20 protein-coding genes are annotated in these 22886 nt (G+C 73.4%); 12 read left to right on the forward strand and 8 right to left on the reverse strand.

Features of this window, described 5'->3' with window-relative positions; translation table 11 throughout:
- Positions 1-86 precede the first annotated feature (86 nt).
- The gene (locus tag C892_RS0113985) at positions 87-809 is read left to right on the forward strand and encodes a response regulator (RefSeq protein ID WP_394296676.1); all 723 of its coding nucleotides are present in this window, start codon (positions 87-89) and stop codon (positions 807-809) included.
- 44 nt (positions 810-853) lie between these two features.
- Here the strand turns inward: C892_RS0113985 and C892_RS0113990 are convergent, their stop codons facing one another.
- Positions 854-2215: a glutamine synthetase family protein gene (locus C892_RS0113990; protein ID WP_017541440.1), complete on the reverse strand. Its 1362-nt coding sequence runs from the start codon at positions 2213-2215 to the stop codon at positions 854-856.
- Between the two features lie 220 nt (positions 2216-2435).
- Between C892_RS0113990 and C892_RS0113995 the strand changes: the two genes are divergently transcribed.
- Positions 2436-4184 (forward strand): NAD+ synthase, encoded by a 1749-nt coding sequence (locus C892_RS0113995; RefSeq protein WP_017557730.1) that lies wholly within the window; start codon positions 2436-2438, stop codon positions 4182-4184.
- Between the two features lie 281 nt (positions 4185-4465).
- Positions 4466-5560: a hypothetical protein gene (locus C892_RS0114000; protein ID WP_017557731.1), complete on the forward strand. Its 1095-nt coding sequence runs from the start codon at positions 4466-4468 to the stop codon at positions 5558-5560.
- Positions 5561-5615: 55 nt separating this feature from the next.
- On the opposite strand, the gene C892_RS30585 is transcribed toward C892_RS0114000, so the two are convergent.
- The 3 genes from C892_RS30585 to C892_RS0114015 all read right to left on the reverse strand — a co-directional run bounded on the left by C892_RS30585 (position 5616) and on the right by C892_RS0114015 (position 9167).
- Positions 5616-5741: a DUF397 domain-containing protein gene (locus tag C892_RS30585; protein ID WP_239647397.1), complete on the reverse strand. Its 126-nt coding sequence runs from the start codon at positions 5739-5741 to the stop codon at positions 5616-5618.
- An 83-nt stretch (positions 5742-5824) separates the two neighbouring features.
- Complete coding sequence (locus C892_RS32605) at positions 5825-8818, reverse strand: helix-turn-helix transcriptional regulator (RefSeq protein WP_275041822.1); 2994 nt, start codon at positions 8816-8818, stop codon at positions 5825-5827.
- Positions 8819-8942: 124 nt separating this feature from the next.
- Positions 8943-9167 (reverse strand): hypothetical protein, encoded by a 225-nt coding sequence (locus C892_RS0114015; RefSeq protein ID WP_017541433.1) that lies wholly within the window; start codon positions 9165-9167, stop codon positions 8943-8945.
- Between the two features lie 250 nt (positions 9168-9417).
- On the opposite strand from C892_RS0114015, the gene C892_RS0114020 reads away from it, so the two are divergent.
- Positions 9418-10092 carry a DUF11 domain-containing protein gene (locus C892_RS0114020; RefSeq protein WP_026124349.1) on the forward strand — a complete coding sequence of 225 codons (675 nt, stop codon included), beginning with the start codon at positions 9418-9420 and terminating at the stop codon, positions 10090-10092.
- Between the two features lie 29 nt (positions 10093-10121).
- Here the strand turns inward: C892_RS0114020 and C892_RS30020 are convergent, their stop codons facing one another.
- Positions 10122-10682, reverse strand: a complete 561-nt coding sequence (locus tag C892_RS30020; protein WP_017557735.1) for a hypothetical protein — start codon at positions 10680-10682, stop codon at positions 10122-10124.
- A gap of 311 nt (positions 10683-10993) precedes the next feature.
- Positions 10994-11548, reverse strand: coding sequence for a TetR/AcrR family transcriptional regulator (locus tag C892_RS0114030; protein ID WP_026124350.1), 555 nt, complete (start codon positions 11546-11548; stop codon positions 10994-10996).
- A gap of 108 nt (positions 11549-11656) precedes the next feature.
- Between C892_RS0114030 and C892_RS0114035 the strand changes: the two genes are divergently transcribed.
- Together C892_RS0114035 and C892_RS0114040 are read left to right on the forward strand one after the other, a co-directional pair.
- On the forward strand, positions 11657-12883 hold the full coding sequence (locus C892_RS0114035) for an MFS transporter (RefSeq protein ID WP_017557737.1): 1227 nt from the start codon (positions 11657-11659) through the stop codon (positions 12881-12883).
- 100 nt (positions 12884-12983) lie between these two features.
- Positions 12984-13322, forward strand: coding sequence for a hypothetical protein (locus tag C892_RS0114040; RefSeq protein WP_017541428.1), 339 nt, complete (start codon positions 12984-12986; stop codon positions 13320-13322).
- Positions 13323-13638: 316 nt separating this feature from the next.
- On the opposite strand, the gene C892_RS0114045 is transcribed toward C892_RS0114040, so the two are convergent.
- Positions 13639-16671 carry a bifunctional [glutamine synthetase] adenylyltransferase/[glutamine synthetase]-adenylyl-L-tyrosine phosphorylase gene (locus C892_RS0114045; RefSeq protein WP_017557738.1) on the reverse strand — a complete coding sequence of 1011 codons (3033 nt, stop codon included), beginning with the start codon at positions 16669-16671 and terminating at the stop codon, positions 13639-13641.
- 226 nt (positions 16672-16897) lie between these two features.
- Between C892_RS0114045 and C892_RS0114050 the strand changes: the two genes are divergently transcribed.
- The 5 genes from C892_RS0114050 (at position 16898) to C892_RS0114070 (ending at position 20282) form a co-directional block, all read left to right on the forward strand.
- Complete coding sequence (locus C892_RS0114050; protein ID WP_017557739.1) at positions 16898-17221, forward strand: DMT family transporter; 324 nt, start codon at positions 16898-16900, stop codon at positions 17219-17221.
- The gene (locus C892_RS0114055; RefSeq protein WP_017557740.1) at positions 17218-17814 is read left to right on the forward strand and encodes a TetR/AcrR family transcriptional regulator; all 597 of its coding nucleotides are present in this window, start codon (positions 17218-17220) and stop codon (positions 17812-17814) included. Before C892_RS0114050 ends, C892_RS0114055 begins: the two co-directional genes overlap by 4 nt.
- Before the next feature lie 628 nt (positions 17815-18442).
- A complete protein-coding gene (locus C892_RS0114060; protein WP_017557741.1) occupies positions 18443-19036 on the forward strand; it encodes a hypothetical protein in 594 nt (197 codons plus the stop codon).
- Positions 19037-19125: 89 nt separating this feature from the next.
- Positions 19126-19743, forward strand: coding sequence for an SCO family protein (locus tag C892_RS0114065; protein WP_017557742.1), 618 nt, complete (start codon positions 19126-19128; stop codon positions 19741-19743).
- Positions 19743-20282 carry a copper chaperone PCu(A)C gene (locus C892_RS0114070; protein WP_017557743.1) on the forward strand — a complete coding sequence of 180 codons (540 nt, stop codon included), beginning with the start codon at positions 19743-19745 and terminating at the stop codon, positions 20280-20282. The genes C892_RS0114065 and C892_RS0114070 overlap by 1 nt, the downstream gene beginning before the upstream one ends.
- Positions 20283-20507: 225 nt before the next feature.
- On the opposite strand, the gene glnA is transcribed toward C892_RS0114070, so the two are convergent.
- A complete protein-coding gene (gene glnA, locus C892_RS0114075) occupies positions 20508-21932 on the reverse strand; it encodes a type I glutamate--ammonia ligase (protein WP_017541421.1) in 1425 nt (474 codons plus the stop codon).
- A 267-nt stretch (positions 21933-22199) separates the two neighbouring features.
- On the opposite strand from glnA, the gene C892_RS0114080 reads away from it, so the two are divergent.
- Complete coding sequence (locus C892_RS0114080) at positions 22200-22634, forward strand: RDD family protein (protein ID WP_026124351.1); 435 nt, start codon at positions 22200-22202, stop codon at positions 22632-22634.
- The last annotated feature ends 252 nt before the right edge of the window (positions 22635-22886 follow it).

A 22886-nucleotide genomic window follows, 5' to 3' on the forward strand; every position in this document is an offset into this window, starting at 1 on the left:
GCACCTGGCATAAACTGTTCGCAGGAGCGGCCTCCCGAATCGCATTCCACAACTGCAGCCATCTCGCGCCAGGAAGGAATTCCGTTGTGAGTGGGCACCCCCCGTCCCCGGGTGCGGCGCGGACCGTCGAGGCGGTCCCATCCGCGCCCCCCATCCGTGTGCTGCTCGTCGACGACCACGCCTTCTTCCGCCGGGGCCTGGTGTCGGTCCTGGAGGAGGAGCCCGACATCGACGTCGTCGGCGAGTGCGGAAGCGGGGAGGAGGCCGTCCGTTCAGCGGCGCGCCTTTCCCCCGACGTGGTCCTGATGGACGTGTGGATGCCCGGGGCAGGCGGCATCGACGCCTGTGCCGGGATCCGCGCCCGCGCGCCCGCGGCCAAGATCACCATGCTCACCATGAGTGACGAGGAGGACGACCTCTTCGAGGCGCTCAAGGCCGGCGCCGACGGCTATCTCCTCAAGGAGATCTCGGTGGACGAGCTGCCCGACGCGGTGCGTTCGATCTCCGACGGCCAGTCGTTCATCAACGCCTCCATGGCCACCAAGCTCATCGGCGAGTTCACCGCCCTGGCCAAACGTGACAGCGCGGCCCGTCCGCGCCCCGCCGCGCCCCGGCTCACCGGCCGTGAGACACCCCTGCTGCGCCTGGTGGCCAGGTGCTTCAACAACAAGGAGATCGCCGACGCGCTGTTCATCTCCGAGAACACCGTCAAGAACCACATCCGCAACATCCTGGAGAAACTCCAGCTGCATTCGCGGACCGAGGCCGCGGTGTACGCGGTCCGGGAGAAGGTGCTGGAACTCGACTGACCGGGCCGGGCGCCGCGCACCGGCGCGGCGCCCGGAGGCGGACGTCACAGCGTCGGCAGGTACCGCTGGAGCTCGTACGGCGTGACCTGGCGGCGGTAGGACTGCCACTCGGCCTTCTTGTTGCGCAGGAAGAAGTCGAAGACGTGCTCGCCGAGCGTCTCGGCCACCAGCTCGCTGCTCTCCATCGCGCGAATGGCCTCGTCCAGGCTCTGGGGCAGCGGGGCGATGCCCATCGCGCGCCGCTCGGCGTCGGTCAGCGCCCACACGTCGTCCTCGGCCCCGGGCGGCAGCTCGTAGCCCTCCTCGATGCCCTTCAGCCCGGCCGCCAGGATCACCGCATAGGCCAGGTAGGGGTTGCAGGAGGTGTCCAGCGAGCGGAACTCGATCCGGCTGGAATTGCTCTTGGTGGGCTTGTACATCGGCACCCGCACCAGCGCCGAGCGGTTGTTGTGGCCCCAGCACACGTAGGCGGGCGCCTCGCCGCCGGCCCCGGCCGAGGCCGCGGCGTTGTCCCACAGCCGCTTGTAGGAGTTGACCCACTGGTTGCACACCGCGGTGATCTCCGGGGCGTGCCGCAGCAGCCCGGCGATGAACCCGCGCCCCACCTTCGACAGATGGTACTCCGCGCCCGGCTCGTGGAAGGCGTTGCGCTCGCCCTCGAACAGCGACATGTGGGTGTGCATGCCCGACCCGGGGAACTCGGTGAAGGGCTTGGGCATGAAGGTGGCGTAGACCCCCTGCTCCATCGCCACCTCCTTCATCACCAGCCGGAACGTCATGATGTTGTCGGCGGTGGTCAGCGCGTCGGCGTAGCGCAGGTCGATCTCCTGCTGGCCGGGGCCGCCCTCGTGGTGGCTGAACTCCACCGAGATGCCCATGGCCTCCAGCATGTTGATCGCGTTGCGCCGGAAGTCGTGCGCGCTGTTGTGCGGGGTGTGGTCGAAGTAGCCGCCCGAGTCGTTGGGCTCGGGGAACTCCCCCGGATCGGGCATCTTCTTGAGCAGGTAGAACTCGATCTCGGGGTGGGTGTAGAAGGTGAAGCCCAGGTCGGAGGCCTTGGCGAGCTGGCGCTTGAGCACGTGCCGCGGGTCGGCGTAGCTGGGGCTGCCGTCGGGCATCAGGATGTCGCAGTACATCCGGGCGGTGCCGTGCGGCTCGTTGCGCCAGGGCAGCACCTGGAAGGTGGAGGGGTCGGGCTGGGCGAGCATGTCGGCCTCGTGCACCCGGGCGAAGCCCTCGATGGCCGAGCCGTCGAACCCGATGCCCTCGGTGAAGGCCGCCTCCAGCTCGGCGGGGGCCACCGCCACCGACTTCAGGTAACCGAGCACGTCGGTGAACCACAGCCGGACGAACCGGATATCGCGCTCCTCCAGGGTCCGGAGCACGAACTCCTGCTGTCGATTCACGGGTTCACCTTCCTCAGTCGAACGTCGGGGTGCGGACGCGGGCCGCCCGCCGCGCGGGCCCTCTCCCAGTCTGCCTACCTCAGGTTTCCGGCGCATTAACGCAGGTGGCCCCGGAGGGCGCCGGGGCCCGCCCGAATTATCACAGCTTCGCGGGGTGTGCGCCCGCCCGCGGCGGCCCGGCCCGGCTACGCTCGGGTGCGTGGCACAGCTCAGAATCGCGATGGCCCAGGTCAACCCCGTCGTCGGGGACCTGGAGGGCAACAGCGCCCTGGTCGCCGACCAGGCGCACCGGGCGGCCGCGGCGGGGGCGCACCTGCTGGTGTTCCCCGAGATGGTCGTCACCGGCTACCCGGTGGAGGACCTGGCGCTGCGCAACTCCTTCGTCTCGGCCTCCATCAAGGCCACGCACGCGCTCGCCGAGCGCCTCGCCGAGGAGGGGCTGGGCGACCTGCCGGTCGTGGTGGGCTTCCTGAACCGGCGCGAGGGGGTGGGGGCGCGCTTCGGCCAGCCCACGGGCGCGCCGCAGAACTCCACCGCCCTGCTGCACCGGGGGCGCGTGGCGCTCACCTCAGCCAAGTACCACCTGCCCAACTACGGGGTCTTCGACGAGTTCCGCAACTTCGTGCCCGGCGACGCGCTGCCGGTGGTCCGGGTGCGCGGCGTCGACGTCGCCCTCGCCGTCTGCGAGGACCTGTGGCAGGAGGGCGGCCCGGTCACCGCCGTGCGCGCCGCGGGCGCGGGCATGCTCATCACCCTGAACGGCTCGCCGTACGAACGGAACAAGGACGACGTGCGCCTGGAGCTGTGCCAGCGCCGGGCGCGCGAGATCGGCGCCGCCGTCGGCTACGTCAACATGGCCGGCGGACAGGACGAGCTGATCTTCGAGGGCGACTCGCTCATCGTCGACGCCGAGGGCGACCTGGTGGCCCGCGCCCCGCAGTTCGAGGAGGCGCTGCTCGTCACCGACCTGCGCCTGCCCGACGCCCCCGAGCCCGCCCCGCACGCGCGGGAGGCCGACGGCATCCGCATCGTCCGGTACACGGTCTCGGCGGACCCGGTGGCGCCCTACGACCCCGAGCCGCCGGTGCTCACCCCGCGCCCCGACCCGGTCTCCGACGTCGGCGAGGTCTACCACGCGCTGGTGGTGGGGCTGCGCGACTACGTGCGCAAGAACGGGTTCGACAGTGCCCTGGTGGCGCTGTCCGGGGGGATCGACTCGGCGCTGACCGCCACCATCGCCGTCGACGCCCTGGGCCCGGACCGGGTGCACGGGCTGATGATGCCCAGCCGGTACTCCAGCGGGCACTCCCTGGACGATGCCCGGGAGCTGGTCGCCCGCCAGGGCATCAGCGGGCGCACCATCGCCGTGCAGGAGGTCGTGGACGCCTTCACCGCCGGGGCCTCCGGCGCGGGGGTGGAGCTGGAGGGGCTGGCCGCGGAGAACCTGCAGGCGCGGGTGCGCGGCACCCTGCTCATGGCGCTGTCCAACCAGGAGGGCCACCTGGTGCTGGCCACCGGCAACAAGAGCGAGCTGGCGACGGGCTACTCCACGCTCTACGGGGACTCGGTGGGCGGCTACGCCCCGATCAAGGACTGCTGGAAGACGCTGGTCTGGGAGTTGGCGCGGTGGCGCAACGCCGACGCCGCCGAGCGCGGGGAGGCGCCCCCGGTGCCGGAGAACTCGATCGCCAAGCCGCCCAGCGCCGAGCTGCGCCCCGACCAGCTGGACAGCGACTCGCTGCCCGACTACGCGGTGCTGGACGCCCTGCTCGACGCCTACATCGGCACCGACCGGGGGCACGGCGAGCTGATCACCGCCGGGTACGACCCGGAGCTGGTGGCGCGGGTCGTCCGGCTGGTGGACCGGGCCGAGTACAAGCGGCGCCAGTACCCGCCCGGACCCAAGATCAGCTCCCGCAACCTCAGCCGCGACCGGCGCGTGCCCATCACCAACCGCTGGACGCCCTGACCCGCCCGTATCTTCGTTGATCTCGGGGATCTCGGCCTTGTACCGGCCGGTACAAGGCCGAGATCCCCGAGATCAACGGGGGCGCCGGGGACAGGTGGGCGGGCCGCGGGGACAGCAGGGTCTTGCCGGGCGGCTGCCTGTGCGCGGCACCGGCCGGGAATAGGCTCACGGTGAACCTCGGAGGGGCGGAGGCGCCGATCGGGCGGCCGGGCCCCCGGGCCCCGCAGACGCCGGAGCGGGCCTCCTCCGAGTGGTCCGGCGTGGACCGAAGGGTTACGACCATGGTCGCTCGAACCCCCGAACGCATCGTGCAGGACATGGGCGAGCGGAGGGGCCGCGGGGCCAAGCTCCGCGCCAAGCTGGAGAAGAACCGGGACCGCAACTGGCTCCTCGCCCTGACCACGCACTCCCTCGGCAAGTTCGCCGAGAAGCAGCGCCTGTCCGACCTGGAGCAGACGCTGGTGAGCGCGTTCCTCGAGAACGGCTACAGCGAGGACGAGCTGAGGAAGCTGGGCGAGGCGTCCGAGCTGCTGTCGCAGGACGCGCGCCAGGCCGTCTACCCCGCGCGCTTCGCGCGGCTGGACGTCAAGTCCTCCTACTCCTTCGACGACCTGCGCAAGGATGCGCCGGAGATCGTGCGCTCCACCCTGGAGATGCCCAACCTGACTGCGGTCGACGTCGGGAAGGCCCACAGCGAGCGCACCTCAGTGCGGAACCTGCCGCGGCTGGACCGCAGGACGCTCGCCGAACACGGGGCGGAGTTCCTGGTCACGCAGAACCCGGACGTGCAGGCGGCGCCCAGCGGGTTCTTCACGATCAAGGCGACCCAGTTCCGCTGCAACGACGAGACCGGGGCCGACTTCTTCGGCTCGGACGAGCCCTCCTGGATCTTCGGCACGCTGGCCGACGGCGCCACCGTGACCACCCGCAGCCGGATCTTCGGCAACGTGGACACCGGAAACACCCGCACCTTCAACTCCGCCGACGGCAACATCTGGGGGGCGAACGGCCAGGCGCAGCGCTTCCCCGAGGGGCAGATCGGCACGCTGATCCAGCTCTGGGAGCACGACCACGGGGACCCGGAGAAGATCAGGGCCGCGGTGGCGGCGGCGTTCGCCGGAGCGGCGGGCGTCCTGGCGGCCACGGGCGTGGCCGCGTGGATCGCCGCCGTGGTGGCGGGCGTGGGCGCCGTGGTCCAGCAGCTGCTGGCCTTCCTCGACGACGACCTGATCGGTGAGCAGACGTTCGTGTTCCACACGGCCACGCTGGCCAAGCAGGTCCCCAACGTCGGGAACACGCAGACCATGACCCGCCGGTTCACCGACGGGGACGGCGACTACACGCTGACGATCGTCACCACCCGCACGGGCAACTAGCGGAAGGCGGCGCCGGCGGCGGCCTCGGCCGCCGCCGGCGCTCTGCCGTGTCAGCTCACAGCTCGTCGTCGGTGGCGGCGGTGAGGAAGGCCTGCCACTCGTGGGTGGGGAAGTCGAGGTGTGCGAGTTCGCGGTTCTGGGTGTCGCGGATGAGGGTCTGCTCGCCTTCGACACGGTGCACCACCTCGGCGGGGCGCGGACCGTCGTCGTGCTCCCGTAGCAGGTGGACGGGCCCCGCAGGGCTTCAGCCCCCGGAAACCGGCGCTACGCCATCCCCAGCTCCCGGGCCCGCGCCCCCGCCGCCGCCCGGTTGGGGACGTCGAGCTTGGACAGGATGTTGGACACGTGCACACTGGCCGTCTTCGGCGTGATGAACAGCTCCTGGGCGATCTCCGCGTTGGTCAGCCCCCGGCCCAGCAGCCGCACCACCTCCGCCTCGCGCCGGGTCAACCCCCGGGGCAGCGGCGGCGGCGCGGTCCCGGCACCGCCGTCCAGGGCCACCCCGGCCCGCCGGGCCAGGTCCTCGGCGCGGCGCCGCAGGGGGCCCGCCCCGCACGCCTCGGCCAGCTCCGCGGCCTCGCGCAGCGCCCCGGGGGCACCGGCCCGCCGCTCGCCCCCGGCGGCCACGGCCTGCTCGGCGGCGTTCAGCAGCGCATCGGCCAGGTTCAGCCGCATCGGCAGCGGCCGCCACAGCTCCACCGCCCGATCCCACAGCCCGGCCGCCTCCTCGGCCGGGGGGCCGTCCGCGACGGCCAGGCGGGCGGCGACGGTGGCGCGGCGGGCCTCGGTGACCGGCCCGCGGGTCCGCACGGCCTGTGCCGAGGCGTCGATCAGGGCGCGCACCTCGGCCGTCTCGGCCGGGAACGCCCCCGCCGCCGATGCCGACCGCACCACGTCGGCGAATCGGTCCAGCAGCTGCCAGCAGTACCCCGGCGCCCCGGCCAAGCCCTCCCGGCGGAGCGTCTCCCGGGCGATCTCAAGGGCGGCCGCGTGGTCCCCCTCCACCCGGTGCAGCTCGGCCCGGGCGCCGATGGCGATCTGCACGATGTTGAGCTGCCGCTGGGTTCCGGGGCCGAACGCCGGAAGGCGCGCATAGGCCTCCCTGGCCGCCTCCAGGTCGCCGCGCGCGAGGGCGGCGTTCAGCGACTCGGAGTTCAAGAAGAGCAGGAGCTTGGGGGAGGGGGTCAGGGTCATGCCCTCCCGGATCCACCGCTCGGTGGCGTCGAGGTCGCCCATTTCGGCGTAGGTCTCGGCGAGGTTGGCGGCGGCGAAGGGGGCGCTCACGCTGATCATCCCCAGGCCCCGGGTGCGGACGATCGTGTCCTTCAGCACCTCCACCGCCTCGGTGTGCAGCCCGATCTCGCGCAGGAAGTGCGCGTACACCGCCCGGGTGTTGGCCTCGATCGCGGCCTCGCCCAGTTCCCGGGCGAGCGCGGAGGCCGCCTCCATCGCGCTCCGGCCGCCCTCGAAGTCGCCCGCGTCGAACAGGGCCGAGCCGACGGTGGTCATGGCCTCGGCCTCGGCGCAGCGGTCCCCGGCGGCGACCGCCCCCTTGAGCGCCCCTTCGGCCAGTTCGACCTGGGTGATGGGGCCGTCGCCGCCGCCGATCAGCCGGCGCAGTGACGGCAGGTCGCCCGGGTCCAGGTGCGGGTCGCGCATGCACCCGCGTGCCAGCATGGACAGCGCCATCGAGAACCCGGGCGCCTCGGGCGGGTAGATCTCGAGTGCGGCGAAAAGGTCTTCCATGGCGGTGTTGTCCGCCGCGTCGAAGCGCGCTTGGGCGCGTCGGCGCAGCAGCAGTGCACGCCGCCCCGTCACGGCCTCGTCCCCGCTCTCCGGAAGCTCGGCCAGTCCCTCGTTGCACAGCTCGATGGCGCGCTTGGGGTCGCCGCTCTCCAGGGCGGCCGCCGCGGCGAGCCCGAGCACCTCCACCCGGTCCCGCCCCCGGGTGCGGTCGGCGGCGTCGGGGACCCGGTCCCACAGCTCCAGGACGCGCTCCAGCATGCGCTGTTCTTCGGCGTGGGCCAGCTTCTCGCCCGCGTACACCGCGGCCCACCAGGCCGCGCTCAGCGCGCGCGGCAGGTCGTGGGCCGCGTGGAAGTGGTGGGCCTGCTCGGCCGCCAGGCGGTGGGAGGGGACGGCCTCGGGGAGCGCGTCCAGGGCCTCGGCGAAGCACAGGTGCAGCCGGGTGTGGCGGCCGGGCAGCAGGTCGTCGTGGACCGCCTCGCGCAGCAGGGCGTGGCGGAACCGGTAGCCGGTCTCGGTGACCCGCAGGATGTTGGCGTCCACCGCGCTGCGCAGGGCGCCGTCCAGTTCGGCGTGGGGCAGTTCGCACACCCGGGCCAGCAGTTCGTGCTCGACCTGGCCGCCGCTGACCGCGCCCACCGCGGCGGTGCGCACGACGTCGGCGGCGCGTTCGTCCAGCCGGTGCAGGGGCGCCAGCAGCAGCTCGCGGGGGCGGTCGGGGACGGGGGAGTCCAGGAACCCGGGCTGCTCGGCCAGGGACTCCACGAACAGCGGGTTGCCCTGGGAGCGCGCGTGCAGGGCGGCGGCCTGGGCGGGGGAGGGCTCGGTGCCGCGGATGGAGGCGGCCAGGCGGGCGGACTCCTCGGCGGTGAGCGGGTGCAGGTCGATCCGGTCGACGTGGGGCAGGCGCTCCAGCTCCGGCAGCAGGCGGCGCAGCGGGTGGTCCCGGTGCAGCTCGTCGGTGCGGAAGGTGGCCACCAGCTGCACGGGGACGCCGTCCAGGCTGCGCACCAGGAACACCAGCAGGTCGCGGGTGGAGGCGTCGGCCCAGTGCAGGTCCTCCAGGACCAGGGTGAGGCCGTCGTCGCCGGCGGCGTGCACCAGCGCCAGCAGGATCTGCTGGAAGAGCAGGCCGCGTGCGGAGCGGCGCTCGTCGGGCGGCGGGCCCAGCTCGGGCAGCAGGCGCGGCAGTTCGCTGCCGCCGCCGGCGGCCTCGGCCATCGCGGGGCCCAGCTCGCGCAGGAGCTGGCGCAGCACCGCGACGAAGGGGGCGAACGGCAGGCCGTCCACGCCCAGCTCCAGGCAGCCCCCGGCGACCAGGCGGCCCCGGCCGCCCTCGGCCTCCAGCCGGGCGCCGAACTCGGCGAGCAGCCGGGACTTGCCCACCCCCGCCTCGCCGCCGACCAGGACGGCACCGGCCCGGCCTCCGCGACTGCTCCGGGCGTGGGCCAGCAGGCGGTCGACGTCGTCGGCGCGGCCGACGAACACGGGCGCGGTGCCAAGGGAGGACATGAGGTCCATTATGGGGGCGGATTCGGACATCGCGCCGCTCATTTCTCGCGGGGGCGGTGGCCGCCGCGGCGGCGCGGGGCCCGGTCCCCGGTCGGTCGGCCGGGACGTCGGCCGGGAACCGGGGTCACCGGCGGCCCTCGGGGGAGACGCGCGGGCGCGGCAGCCAGGCGTCGGCGGCGCCGGGCCGGCCGAGGAGGCGGAGCAGGGCGTCCAGGCGGGTGCCCGGGGTGCCGCCGCCGGGGCCGCGGCCCGCGGGGGCCTGGACCTCCGGGCGTCCGGCCCGGGCCTCCCGGTGGAGGTCGGCGATCCGCTCGCGGGCGACGGCCGCGGTCAGGTCGGGGTGCATCATCGTGGGTCCCTCCCGTCGGGGCCGGTCGATCCGGCCCGCTGTGAGACTCAGATTCGTTCTAAGAGGAGGGGGCGGGCATCGGGCGGATGCCGTAAATCGGGGGATCCGGGAGGGTCCGGGAGCAAGCGGACGCCTAAGAAGGGGGATCGGCGCCGTGCGTGCGTGTCGCGCAGCGCATCCGGGGGATTGCGGGTAGTTGTCGAAGCCGGAGTCCGGTAAGCCGGACACGGGATGCTCTCCGGGGGATGCGATGGGTGTGGCCCGTTCTTGCGTGCGCGGAAGGGCCGGATGGATTCCGGTCGCGGCCGCGGCGGTCCTGTCCTCGGGGGCGGGCGCCGCCTCCGCCGACGAGGGCACCGGCGCTGCCGACAAGGGGGAGGGGGCCCAGGGCGGCGACGTCCCGGCCCTGTCCATCGAGGTGGCCGACGGCCTGGACGGCATGGAGCCGGGTGAGGAGACCGAGTACACCGTCACCGTGCGCAACGACGGTGACGAGGCGGTCGAGGGCCTCGTGGTGTCCCAGGGGGTCCCGCCGGAGATGGAGCTGGTGGAGACCGACGGCGAGCGGGTCGGCGAACCCGGCGGGGCGCTGGACGGGCTGGCCGTGTGGGAGGTCGATCTGGATCCCGGTGAGGAGGCGGTCGGCCGTACGAAGGTGCGGCTGGAGGACCCGGGGGAGAAGCTGTGGCGGGCCGCCGTCACCGCCTGCGCGCAGCCGGGCGCGCAGAGCCCGCCGCTGGTGTGCGCGACCGACGCCAACCTGCTCCCCGAGACCCCGGACGCCGAGCCGGCCGACCCGGCCGAGGCCGCCGCCTCCACGCCACGTACGGGACCGCCGGTCGACGCGGGCACGGGCGCGGTCCTTGCGGGCCTGGTCGTGGGGGTGGGAATCGTCTACTTCCTCTGGCGCCGGAGGACGGCTTAGACCGGCGGAGGCATGGTTTCTCAGAGGTCTTAGGACACCTCGGGCCGACGGCCGGGCCTCATGAGCGCTGCGCGGACGAATTCCCGGGCGAAGCCGAAGGTGAACACGGCGCATGCCAGGCCGAAGAGCCCGAACACGCCGTCGATGAGGAGGAGGGGTGCGGCCAGGGTGTAGAACCGCCCGGCCGGTGTGGCGCCGGGCACGTACGCGCTCATCCTGGTCTCGATCAGAAAGTCGTCGCCCTCCACGAAGCGGGCGTCCTGGGAGCGCCCCTGGACGCATTCGGCCTCGGGGACGTGGACGTCCACATCCGTCCGTGCGGGGCCGTCCCCTTTCGGGGTGAAGGTCCCGAGGCACTGGACGCGGCTCGCTCCGCGCCCGCTTGCGACGCGCCGTTCACCCGTCACGGTGACCGTTCCGACCTCGCCCGCCCGCCCTTGCGCGGCGGCCGTGTGTTCGACGGCGGTACTCGAAACGTCGAAGGTGAGGGCGGCGCACGCCAGGGTGAGGAGGGCGAAGAAGGCGGTGCCGAACGCGCACACGCCCTTGGGGAGGAGGCTTCTCCGGCTCGCGCTCCTGCGCCGCGCCACGTGTCCTCCCTCCGTCCACACCTGTCACTCCGAGGCGTTCGGCCCGTCAAGACGGGCCGAGGTGGGACGTCGGCAGGGAACGACGGGTTCCAGGGAGGGGGAACCCACAGGCTCTGCCGGACCGGCAGGGGACGGGGACCGGACCTGGAATCGCGCACTGCCGACCGCAGAAGCCTGCTCGGCCGCGGGCGCACGCGTGACGATTTCCACGAGAACCGCGACGCCGCTCGTGCCGCAGGCTCCGCCCCGTGCGGAAAGGGCGCCCCGGCTACGGCCCGTACTTCGACGGGGGCGGCCGCCGACGCGTCGGATCAGTCGGCGAGGATCTTGTCGACCAGGTCCTCGCCCCACTCCGGTTCGGGGTCGGTGGGGGAGAAGAAGACCCGGTAGACGATCGGCGCGACCACGTGGTCGAGGACCGTGTCGATGTGCGGCACCGGCTCGCCGCGGGCGGTGGCGCGTTCGAGGATGACCTCGATCTGGATGGAGCAGAACGTCCGGCAGTGCCCGGAGTTCTCCTCTCCGTCGCTGGCGACGAGGTCGCGGACGTACTGGCGGCCCGGCGAGGAGGAGATCTCCTCCAGGTACTGGCGGGCCCACGCCTTGAGGTCGGTGGCCAGCGCCCCGGTGTCCTCGGGCGGGCCGTCGGGGCGCAGGCGCTCCAGGGCCACGTCGGCCAGCAGCTCCTGCATGCCGCCCCAGCGGCGGTAGACCGTCGAGGGCGTCACCCCCGCGCGCTGGGCGACGAGGGGCACGCTCAGCTCGGAGCGGGAGCGCTCGTTCTGCAGGTCGCGGACGGCGTCGTGCACGGCGCGCTGGACGCGGGCGCTGCGCCCTCCCGTGCGGGTTCCCTGGATCGGACTCACGGCGCCAGTTTAACGCACAATCTTTGCGTTAGTCAGCGGGGCGGGTGTACCGTCCTTAACGCAAACTCTTTGCGTTAATCCGACCCGTCTCATCTCTGGGGGAGACCTGTGTCCACGACCGCTGTACGCCCCGCTCCGACCCGCCGCGGGGCGGGGACGGCGACCGCCGCCTTACTCGCCGCCACCCTGGTCACCTTCCTGGGCGCCTCCGCCGCGCCCACCCCTCTGTACGCCGTCTACCAGGAGGCCTGGGGGATGGCCTCCAGCGCCACCACCGTGGTCTTCGGCGTCTACGCACTGGCCCTGCTGGTCGCGCTGCTGGTGTTCGGCCGCCTGTCCGACCACGTCGGCCGCCGCCCGGTGCTGCTCGGCGCCATCGCGGTCGAGATCGTCTCCGTCGTCGCCTTCCTGGCCGCCGACGGCATGTCCGCGCTGATGGTCGCGCGGGTCCTGCAGGGGCTGGCGACCGGCGCCGCCACCGCGGTGATCGGGGCCGCGCTGCTCGATGTCGCTCCCGCCCTCGGCCCGATCATCACCGGTGCGGCCCCGGTCGCCGGCATGGGGCTCGGCGCGCTCGGCTCCGGAGTGCTGGTCCAGTTCGCGCCCGCGCCGATGCGCCTGGTCTACGCCGTGCTGATCGTGCTGCTGGTGCTGGAGGCCGTCGGGGTGTGGCGGGCGGCCGAGACCGCCGAGCGGCGGCCCGGCGCCCTCGCCTCGCTCCGCCCGGCCGTCAGCGTCCCCCGCCAGGCCCGGCGCGCCCTACTGGTGGCCGCCCCCATCGACATCGCGGTCTGGGCGCTCGGAGGCTTCTTCATGTCCCTGGGGCCCGCCCTGACCACGGACGTGACCGGCTCGCACGCGCCCACGGCCGGCGGGGCGGCGGTGTTCGCCCTCACCATGAGCGGGGCGGTGGCGATCCTGGTCCTGCGCACGGTCCCGGCGCTGCGGGTCATGCTCATCGGCGCCCCGGTGTTCGCCGCCGGGCTCCTCGTCCTGCTGGCCGGCGTGCAGGCCGCCTCGGTCGGGCTGTTCTTCGCCGGAACGGCGCTGGCCGGGTTCGGCTGGGGTGCGGGGTTCCAGGGGGCCCTGCGCACGGTGCTCCCGCTGGCCGGGCCGCACGAGCGGGCCGGGCTCATGTCGACCTTCTACGTCCTGAGCTACCTGGCGCTGTGCCTGCCGGCCATCGCCGCGGGGGTCGCCACCGACGCGTTCGGCCTGACCGCCGTCACCGACGTCTACGGCGGCGCCCTCATCGTTCTGGCGGTGCTGGCCGCCGCCGGCACTCTGGCGATGCACCGGTCCCAGGCGAAGGCCGCGCCGGCCGGGGCGCACTGAGGGGCGGCGTCCGCTGGAGGGGCGGCTCGGCGGCACCTGTTATGACGCTGTGTCGTGTCCCCGGCGCGGCATTACTACCGCCTGTAGTAGCGTCGGGGGCATGGCATTCGTTCACTCACTCCTCCTCTTCCTCCACCTGCTCGGGATGGCCGGGATCATCGCCGGGTTCCTGATGCAGGTCGCCACGGACAGCGCCAAGGCGCCCAAGGCCATCCTGCACAGCTCGCTGCTGCAGCTGGTCACCGGCCTCATCCTGGTCGGGCTCGCGGAGATGGGCGACGGCGCCGTCGACCACATCAAGATCGGCGTCAAGCTCCTCGTCGCGCTCGCCGTGGTGGTCATCGCGATCATCAACGTGCGCAAGCCCGCCACCAAGCTGGCGGTCTCGGCCGGCGTGCTCGCGATCGTCAACGTCGCGGTCGCCGTCTTCTGGGTCTGACGGCCCCGGCCGGCCCTCGGACGGAACGGCCGGAACCGCCGGGCGGGCTCCGCGTCCCGCACCGGCGGCCGCCGGACCAACGACCGTTCCGGCATGCCGAGCTCCGAGCGGCCCGCGCCCCGTTCGAAGGGGCGCGGGCCGCCTGCCGTTTCGTGGCCTCTTCCGGCCCCCGCACCTCCTGACGCGTCGGCATCCGGAAAAGTCACGTGCCGGAACGAGGCCGCGTCGGGGATCGTGGCACCGCACACCCCCACGGGAGGCCACAGGGAACCGATCCCGCTTCAGGCCCGTGTCGCCCGAGCGTCCCGGCCCGCCCTCACCCGTCGTAGAAGACGCGCTCCATCACGGTCCGGGCTCTGCGCGTCGCCTGGCGGTAGTCCTGGAGCAGCTGGGCCGCCGCGCCCTCGCCGTCCTCGCCGGTGCGGTAGCCCAGCGCCTCGGCGACGGCGCCCGCCTCGCGGGTGTCCGAGGGGATCGAGTCGCTCGGGCGCCCCCGCACCAGCATGATCATGCCGCGCACCCGCGCCGCCATCCGCCAGGCCACCTCCAGCACCGCGGCGTCGTCGGCGTCCAGCAGGTCCGCCCGCACGGCCGCCTCCAGGGCCGGGATCGTCTGGGTCGTGCGCAGGCCGGGCACATCGTGGGCGTGCCGCAGCTGGATCAGCTGCGCCACCCACTCCACGTCGCTCAGGCCGCCCCGGCCCAGCTTGGTGTGGAGCGCGGGGTCCGCCCCCCGCGGCAGCCGCTCGGCCTCCATCCGCGCCTTGAGCTTGCGGATCTCCAGCACCCCGGCGGCGTCCACCCCGCCCTCGGCGTAGCGCACCGCGTCCACCATCTCCATGAACCGCGCGCCCAGGCCGGCGTCCCCGGCCACCGGGGCCGCCCGCAGCAGCGCCTGCCGCTCCCAGGTCGCCGCCCACTTGCCGTAGTAGACCCGGTAGGAGTCGAAGGTGCGCACCAGCGGGCCGCTGCGCCCCTCGGGCCGCAGGTCGGCGTCGACCACCAGGGCCGGGTCGGCGGCGGGCATCTCCAGCAGCCGCCGCATCTCGCGCACCAGCGCCTCGGCGTGCGTCCGCGCCTCCTCGGGCTTGGCGCCCTCCACCGGCTCGTACACGAACATCACGTCGGCGTCGCTGGCGTAGGTCAGCTCCCGGCCGCCGAAGCGCCCCATGCCGATCACCGCCATCCGGCACGCGGGCGCGGCGTCGCGCTCGCCGGCCACCACGCGCTCGGCCGCGCGCAGCGCCGCGTCCACGGTCACCCGGCTGATCGCGCTCACCGACCGGCCCACCGACCCGATGTCGGCCACCTCCAGCAGGTCGGCGGCGGCCGTGCGGAACAGCTCCCGGCGGCGCAGCGCCCGCACCGCCGCCACGGCCGTGGCCATGTCGTCGTGCCGCCGCAGCGCCGCCTCGGCCTCGGTGGCCAGCTGGGTGGTGGGGCGCCGGACCAGCTCCTCGTCCCCGGCCAGCATCGCCACCGCCTCCGGGGCGCGCAGAAGCAGGTCGGTGGCGTAGCGGCTGGTGCCCAGCACGCGGGCCATGCGCTCGGCCACCCGCACATCGTCGCGGAGCAGCCGCAGGTACCAGGGGGTCGCCCCGAGCGCGTCGCTGACCTGCCGGAACCCCAGCAGACCGGCGTCGGGTCGGGGTGCGTCGGAGAACCAGCCCAGCATCACCGGCAGCAGCGTGCGCTGGATGGAGGCCCGGCGCGACACCCCCGAGGTGAGCGCCTGCAGGTGGCGCAGCGCCCCCTTGGGGTCGGCGAAGCCGAGCGCGCCCAGGCGCTCGCCGGCCTGCTCCGGGGTGAGCCGGGACTCGTCCCCGGGCAGGCGGGCCACCGCGTTGAGCAGCGGCCGGTAGAACAGCTTCTCGTGCAGCCGCCGCACGTCCCCGGCGACCCGCTTCCAGGCCGCCGTGACGTCGGTGACCGGGTTGGCCGCGTGGCCGAGCGCGCGGCCCAGGCGCCGCAGCGCCTCCTCACCGGACGGGGAGGACGCGTCCGGGAGCAGGTGGGTGCGGCGCAGCTTGTGCAGCTGCAACAGGTGCTCGACCCGGCGCAGGAAGCGGTAGGAGGAGGCGAGCCCGGCGGCGTCGGAGCGGCCCACGTAGCCCCCCGACGACAGCGCCTCCAACGCCTCCAGGGTGTTGCCCGAGCGCAGCGCGGCGTCGGCGCGCCCGTGCACCAGCTGCAGCAGCTGGACGCTGAACTCGATGTCGCGCAGGCCGCCGGGGCCCAGCTTGATCTCGCGCGCCGTCTCGGCGGCGGGGATGTGCGCCACCACCCGGCGGCGCATCGCCTGCACGTCCTCCACGAAGTTCGTGCGGTCGGCGGCGCGCCAGACCATCGGGCCGATCGCCTCCAGGTAGGCGGCGCCCAGCTCGGCGTCGCCGGCCACCGGGCGCGCCTTGAGCAGCGCTTGGAACTCCCAGGTCTTGGCCCAGCGCTCGTAGTAGGCCACGTGCCCGGACAGCGGGCGCACCAGCGGGCCGTTCCGGCCCTCCGGGCGCAGGCCGGGGTCGACCTCCCACAGCGTGCCCTCGCCGTCGGTCTCGGCGGGGATCGCCATCATCCGCGAGGCCAGGCGGGTGGCGGCCTGCATCGCCTCGTGCTCGTCGGTGCCGGGGGCGGGTTCGGCGACGAAGACCACGTCCACGTCGCTGACGTAGTTCAGCTCGCGCCCGCCGCACTTGCCCATGCCGATCACGGCCAGCCGGCACGCCGCCGCGTCCTGCGGGGACTCGCCGCGGGCCACGGCCAGGGAGGCGTCGAGCACCGCGGCGGCCAGGTCGGCCAGCTCGGCGCCGACCGCGGCCAGGTCGGCGGCGCCGGTCAGGTCGCGCCCGGCCAGGCGCAGCACCCGGCGGTGGTAGGCGGCACGGAGCGCGCGGGAGGGGTTGTCGTCGGGGGCGGTGTCCGGGTCGGCCGCGGGGGCGGCGGCGGTGGGGTCGGCGCCGACGGTGTGCATCAGGCCGTCGCGCAGCTCGGCGGCGCCGGGGGTGCGGGCGGCGTCGGGACCGCGCAGCTCGCGCCAGTCGCCGGGGTGGCGGACCAGGTGGTCGGTGAGGGCGTCGCTGGCGCCGAGCACGGCGGTCAGCCGGGCGCGCAGGTCGGCGTCGCCGTCCAGGGCCTCCAGCAGCTCGCCGGCGTCGGGGGCCTGCTCGGCGATGCGCACCAGGCCGGTGAGGGCCTGGTCGGGGTCGGCGGCCGCGGCCAGGGCCTGCAGCAGCTCGTGGTGGTCGGCCGGGTCGATCCCGGCCTCGTCCAGCAGGCGCAGCGCCCGCGCCCCCTCGCCGAATCCGAGCCGGGCCAGGGCGCCGGCCGTGGTCCTCGTCGTCCCCTCGCGCATGGTCACGCTCCAACGTTAGCCCGGTGGGCCGGAGCCGAGGGAGGGCGGGGGACCGGCGCGGCGGAGGTGAGGGCAGGGGGCGGGCGGCCGAAAGGGTGGCGTGGATCACTCGGAGGCGGGGGAACAGATCTTGTTGAACCATCGTTCAAGGAATTAAGTTGAACCATCGTTCAATAACACGGCCGGTCGCCGAGGGGCGCCGGCGGCGATCGAAGGGGGAGAGTCCATGCCTTGGCTGCTGCTCATCGGGGCGATCCTCGCCGAAGTGACGGCCACCATCTCGCTGCGCTTCTCCGAGGGGTTCACCCGGCTGGTGCCCTCGGTGATCACCGCCATCGGGTACGGCACCGCGTTCCTGCTCCTGGCCCAGACTCTCAAGCAGGGCATGCCGGTGGGGGTCGCCTACGGGATCTGGGCGGCGGTGGGTGTATCCCTGGTCGCGGTCATCGGGGCGCTCTTCCTGGGCGAGTCCCTCACCTGGGTGCAGGTGGCGGGCATCCTGCTGATCATCGGCGGTGTCATGGCGATCGAGTTGGGAGGGGCGCATTGAGCGCCGAGAGCGCGGCCAGGGACGGGTCCGACGGGGCGGCGGAGAAGGAGGACGGGCGGCGAGCGCGGGGTGAGCGCCGCCGGGCCGCCATCATCGCCGCCACACTGCGGGTGGTGGAGCGGGACGGCGTCGGCGGCGTCACCCATCGGGCGGTGGCGTCCGAGGCCGGGATCCCGGCCAGCTCGGCGGTCTACTACTTCGCCACGATCGACGACCTGCTCGTGGCGGCGCTCAGCGAGGCGGCGGACGCCTATGTCCGCCACGCGCGCGAGGCGGTCGAGGGCGGTAAGGACCCGCTGGAGGCGGTGTGCGAGTCGGTCGTGCACGCCGGGACGGGTGTGGGGCGCAAGCGGGTGCTCGCCGAGTACGAGCTGACCCTGCTGGCGGTGCGCCGGCCTTCGCTGCGGCCCATCGCCCGGAGGTGGATGGACATGGTCACCGAGATCGCGAGCGGCTACTCCGACGACCCGGTGGCGGTGCGCACGGCCGTGGCCGCGGCGGACGGGCTGTGCGTGGAGGCGCTCCTGGACGATCGCGAGGTGGACCCCGAGGAAGTCGGGGCGGTCCTGCGCCACGCACTGCGGATCGACTGACCTGGGGTGGGAGCGGTCGGCCCCTGCATCGTGGCCGCTCCCGCCCGCGGCGCGCAGGTTCCACGAGCGGGTGTTCGGCGGCACGAAGGCGCGATGCCGCCTCGGCGCCGGGGCAGCCCTGGACGTTCCGGCCTGCTGGGCGGCAACGCCCCTCCGGGAAGCGAGAGTGGTGCCCTGAGCCGCGCCTGGGGCGGGCAGGGCGCAGATCGCCGCTGCCCCTGATGACGGAACCCTGCGCGAGGAGTGCCGGGCTTGGAGAAGGCGCACCCATGCCCGCCCTCCGTCTGCCCCGTCACGGCGCCGGTGTCTCGCTCGTGGTGCCCGGTGCGGCCGGCTTCGGCGAGCGCCGTCCCCTCGCCCGGCTCGACGGGAATCCGAAGCGGTCGAGCCATCACGCGACAGAGGGGCCACGCTGCTCGCCCCCCTCTCCTCCGGAGAGCGGATCGGGAGTGGCGGAAACGACACCCCGCTCCGTCGGCCCTCACGGCGCCGTCAGTGGGCCCGCCGTGGGGTGTACGACCGCCTTCTGTGCGGGCGGTGCCGGTTCCGCCCGCACTGACCCGGCCTGACGCGCCGATCCCGACCCGGTTCAGGGCCCTCCCGGACCACTGGGATGATGGCTCCTGCCATGTCAGACGCCCGGTACGGTCTCCCATTCGCCCTGCTCAGGGCGGCGCTCTTCGCCGCCGTGTGCACAGGGCCGGCGATGCTGGGCCACACCGGTGCCGGGGCCCCCGCGCCCGGTCCGGGCGTCTTCGCGGCCTGCTGGGCGGGGATCGCGCTGCTCGCACTGCCGTTCGCCCGCGGGCGGCGCTCGGTGGCCTCGCTGGCCCCGGGGCTGCTGGGCGCGCAGCTCCTGCTGCACCTGGCCTTCTCCGCCTCCGCCCCGCCGCTGCCGAGTGGGCCCGCGCCGGTCTCGCTGGAGCACATGTGCGGCGGCCTGGCGGTGCACGGCGACACCGGCATGCTGCTCGCCCACGCCTGGGCGGCGCTGGTCACCGGGTGGTGGCTGGCCTCGGGCGAAGAGGCGCTGTGGGCGGTGCTGCGCCTCCTGCGCGTCCGGCTCCCGCGCCGGCTGAAGCCCGCCGTGCTGCCGATGCCCGCGCCTTCGTGGCCCGTGGAACGGCCGCGGCCCCCGTATAGGACCCACTTCCTCCGCTACGCCCTCGCGGGCCGCGCCCCTCCGCGGTGGGCGCCGCGACCGTGCACTATGTCGGCCTGACCCCGCCGACCCGCCGGGGAGGGGCGCGCGCCGTGCGGGCGCGGACACCGGTACCCCCGTACGCGACGATGGTGAGGAGAGGCGCGAGGATGCGCAGGAAGATGTGCGCGGCCGCCGGTGCGGCGGCCGCGGTGGCGCTGCTGGCCGGATGCGGAGGCCAGGCGGCGACCGGTGACGGGGACTCCCCCTACAACGGCAGCGAGATCGAGGGCGCGTTCACGCTGCCCTCCACCGAGTTCACCGACAACAAGGGCGAGCCCTACGAACTCAAGGCGGACTCGGCCGGCACGTACACGGCGGTGTTCATCGGGTTCACCAACTGCCCGGACATCTGCCCGACGACCATGGCGGACATGTCCCAGGCGGCGGGGATGCTCGACGCGGCCGAGCGCGATCAGTTCCGGACCGTGTTCATCACGGCGGACCCGGAGCGGGACGACCCCGAGCTGCTCGACATGTGGCTGGGCAGCTTCGACCCCTCGTTCGTGGGGCTCACCACGGACCTGGAGAAGACCGACGCGACCGCCGAGGAGCTGGGCATCTCGGTCTCCCGGCCGGAGGACCGCTCCGGCGACTACCAGGTCGACCACGGCGGCCAGACGCTGCTCTTCGACCCGGAGGGGAACTCGAAGGTCATGTGGTCCTACGGCACGGAGCCGGAGAAGATCGCAGAAGACGTCGAGACCGTGATCGGGGAGGACGCGTGATGGGGGCCCGAGGGATCGCCGTGGCCGCCTCCGCCCTGGGGGCGCTCGCCCTGGCGGCGGGGTGCGGGCCGCAGGAGCCGCGGATCGAGGCGGCGGACGCGACGGTGCGGGTGCCGCTGAACCCGGACGTGACGTCGGCCTACCTGGTGATCGAGAACACCGGGGGCGCCGACGACACGCTCACGGGCGTGGAGACCGAGGCCGCCGACGAGGTCCAGATGCACGAGAGCGTCGAGAAGGACGACGGCACCACCGGCATGGAGGAGCGCGCCGAGATCCCGGTGAAGGCGGGCGAGACCGTCGAGTTCGCCTCCGGGGGCCTGCACCTGATGCTGATGGGCCCCGAGGAACTCGACGCCGGCGAGACGGTCCCCCTGGAACTCCACTTCGCCGAGTCCGGCACCGTTGAGGTCCAGGCCGAGGTCGAAGACGTCATGGGCGAAGGCGGCCAGGACGACGGCGACATGGACGACACGGGCCACCAGGACATGGACCACGAGGACATGGGCGACATGGACCACGGCGACATGCAGCACTGACCGGGTGGCCGCCCGAGCCGCGAGGGTCGGCGAGGGGCCGGGGCCGAAACGGGCCCGGCCCCTGTTGAACCGGCCCCCGTGCTGGGGCGGAACCGGCGCGGGCCCTTGGGGCCCGGTTGACGGCGGCGGACCCGTGGTGCCGGGCGGGAAACGGCGGAGGGCCGCCGCCCCGGGTGGGGGCGGCGGCCCTCTCTGCGCACTGTTCCTCGGCCTGCGGCCGTCGGATCAGATGTCGTAGTACAGCTCGAACTCGCGCGGGTGGGGGCGCAGGCGGAGGGAGTCGATCTCCTCGGTGCGCTTGAAGTCGATGTAGGTCTCGACCAGGTCCGGGGTGAAGACCCCGCCCTCGAGCAGGAACTCGTGGTCGGCCTCCAGGGCGTCCAGGGCCTCCTCGAGGGAGGCGGGGACCGTCTCGACCGCCGCGGCCTCGGCCGGGGGCAGCTCGTAGAGGTCCTTGTCCATCGGCTCCGGCGGCTCGATCTTGTTCTTGATGCCGTCCATGCCGGCCATCAGCATCGCCGAGAAGGCCAGGTACGGGTTGGCCGAGGGGTCCGGGACGCGGAACTCCAGGCGCTTGGCCTTGGGGTTCGGGCCGGTCAGCGGGATGCGGATGCAGGCCGAGCGGTTGCGCTGGGAGTAGACCAGGTTGATCGGGGCCTCGTAGCCCGGCACCAGGCGGTGGTAGGAGTTCACCGTCGGGTTGGTGAAGGCCAGCAGCGCGTTGGCGTGCTTGAGCAGGCCGCCGATGTAGTAGCGGGCCGTGTCCGAGAGCTGGGCGTAGCCCGACTCGTCGAAGAACAGCGGCTCGCCGTCCTTCCACAGGCTCTGGTGGCAGTGCATGCCGGACCCGTTGTCGCCGAACAGCGGCTTGGGCATGAAGGTCACGGTCTTGCCGGCGGCGTTGGCCGTGTTCTTCACGATGTACTTGTAGAGCTGCACCCGGTCGGCCTGCTGGAGCAGGGTGCCGAACTTGATGCCGATCTCGGCCTGGCCGGCGGTGCCGACCTCGTGGTGCTGCAGCTCGACGTCGAGGCCGCCCTCGATGAGGTTGCGGACCATCCGCGAGCGCAGGTCGCTGTAGTGGTCGACCGGCTCGACCGGGAAGTAGCCGCCCTTGTAGCGCGGCCGGTAGCCGAGGTTGCCGCCGTTCTGCGCGGTGCCGGTGTTCCAGGCGCCCTCGATGGAGTCGATCTGGTAGTAGCCGGTGTTCGCACGCGTCTCGAAGCGGACGTCGTCGAAGATGTAGAACTCGGCCTCCGGGCCGAAGAACGCGGTGTCGGCGATGCCGCTGCTCTTGAGGTAGGACTCGGCCTTGCGGGCGACGTTGCGCGGGTCGCGGCTGTAGGACTCCAGGGTCAGCGGGTCGTGGACGAAGAACGTCATGTTCAGCGTCTTGAACTCGCGGAACGGGTCCAGAACGGCGGTGCTCAGGTCGGGCAGCAGCAGCATGTCCGACTCGTGGATCGCCTGGAACCCTCGGATCGAGGACCCGTCGAACATCTGGCCCTTGGTGAACGTGTCCTCGTCGACGTTCTCCGTGGGGAGCGTGACGTGGTTGACGCCACCGAACAGGTCGGTGAAGCGGACGTCGAGGAACTTGACGTCCTCGTTCCGGATGAACGCGAGGGCCTCTTCGGCGCTGCTGAACAAGACATACCTCCGAGCAGATGTGAGAGGGGGCGCGGCGGCGCGGGCCGCGGCCCGTTGTCCGCGACCCCCTCCTCGGCCACGTTGACGACGCTAGGAGGGCGTCGTTTCTCGTCCATGTCTCGTATGTTTCCTGCGCGTTACGGGGTGCGGCGTTTCCCCTGCCCAGCGGGACGGGTCCGTCGTAACCCCGGGAAAACGGCCTTTCCAGGCGCCCGGGGGAGGGTGGTCCGGAACCGTCCGTGCTGCGCCGCCGATACCGTGTGAACCATGGAAAGACACGGCGACGCGGCCCCTGACGAGGACGAATTCCGCTACCGGGGCAACCGGTTGGGGATGCCCGAGGAGGGGGCGGGCTCGGTGCCCGGTATCGGGCGCAGGCTGCTGGCCCTGCTGCTGGACTGGGGACTGAGCCTGGCGATCGCCTACGGAATCCTGGGCGCCGACCCGCAGGAGGCCCAGTACGTTCCCCTGATGGTGTTCGCGGTGATGACCGCGCTGCTGCTGACGCTCTTCGGCACGACCGTGGGAAAGCGCATCACCGGCACCGGCGTCGCCGCGACCGGCGAGCGCGCCCTGCCCTGGCCCCTGGCGGTCGTCATCCGCACCGTGCTGCTGTGCCTGGTCATCCCCGCCGTCGTCTACGACCGCGACCAGCGCGGCCTGCACGACCGCGCCGCAGGGACCGTGTCCCGGCGCCTCTGAGGACGTGTCCTGGGCCCCTCCACCGCCCGGCCCTTCCCCCTTGTTGATCTCGGGGAACCCGGCCTTATGGAGGCCGCCATAAGCCCGGGTTCCCCGAGATCAACAAGGGGCTGGTGGCCGGGACGACCGTCCGAACGCGGCCCGGGCCTGCACCGCCCGTTTCCGGAACGAAACACCGTGGGGCATCCGGACGAGCGGCTCAGGGTGTGGAGAGCACGGCCGGGTCATGCCGTGTGACACGAACGATCCCGA

The organism is Nocardiopsis baichengensis YIM 90130, assembly GCF_000341205.1.
Taxonomy (GTDB): domain Bacteria; phylum Actinomycetota; class Actinomycetes; order Streptosporangiales; family Streptosporangiaceae; genus Nocardiopsis_A; species Nocardiopsis_A halophila.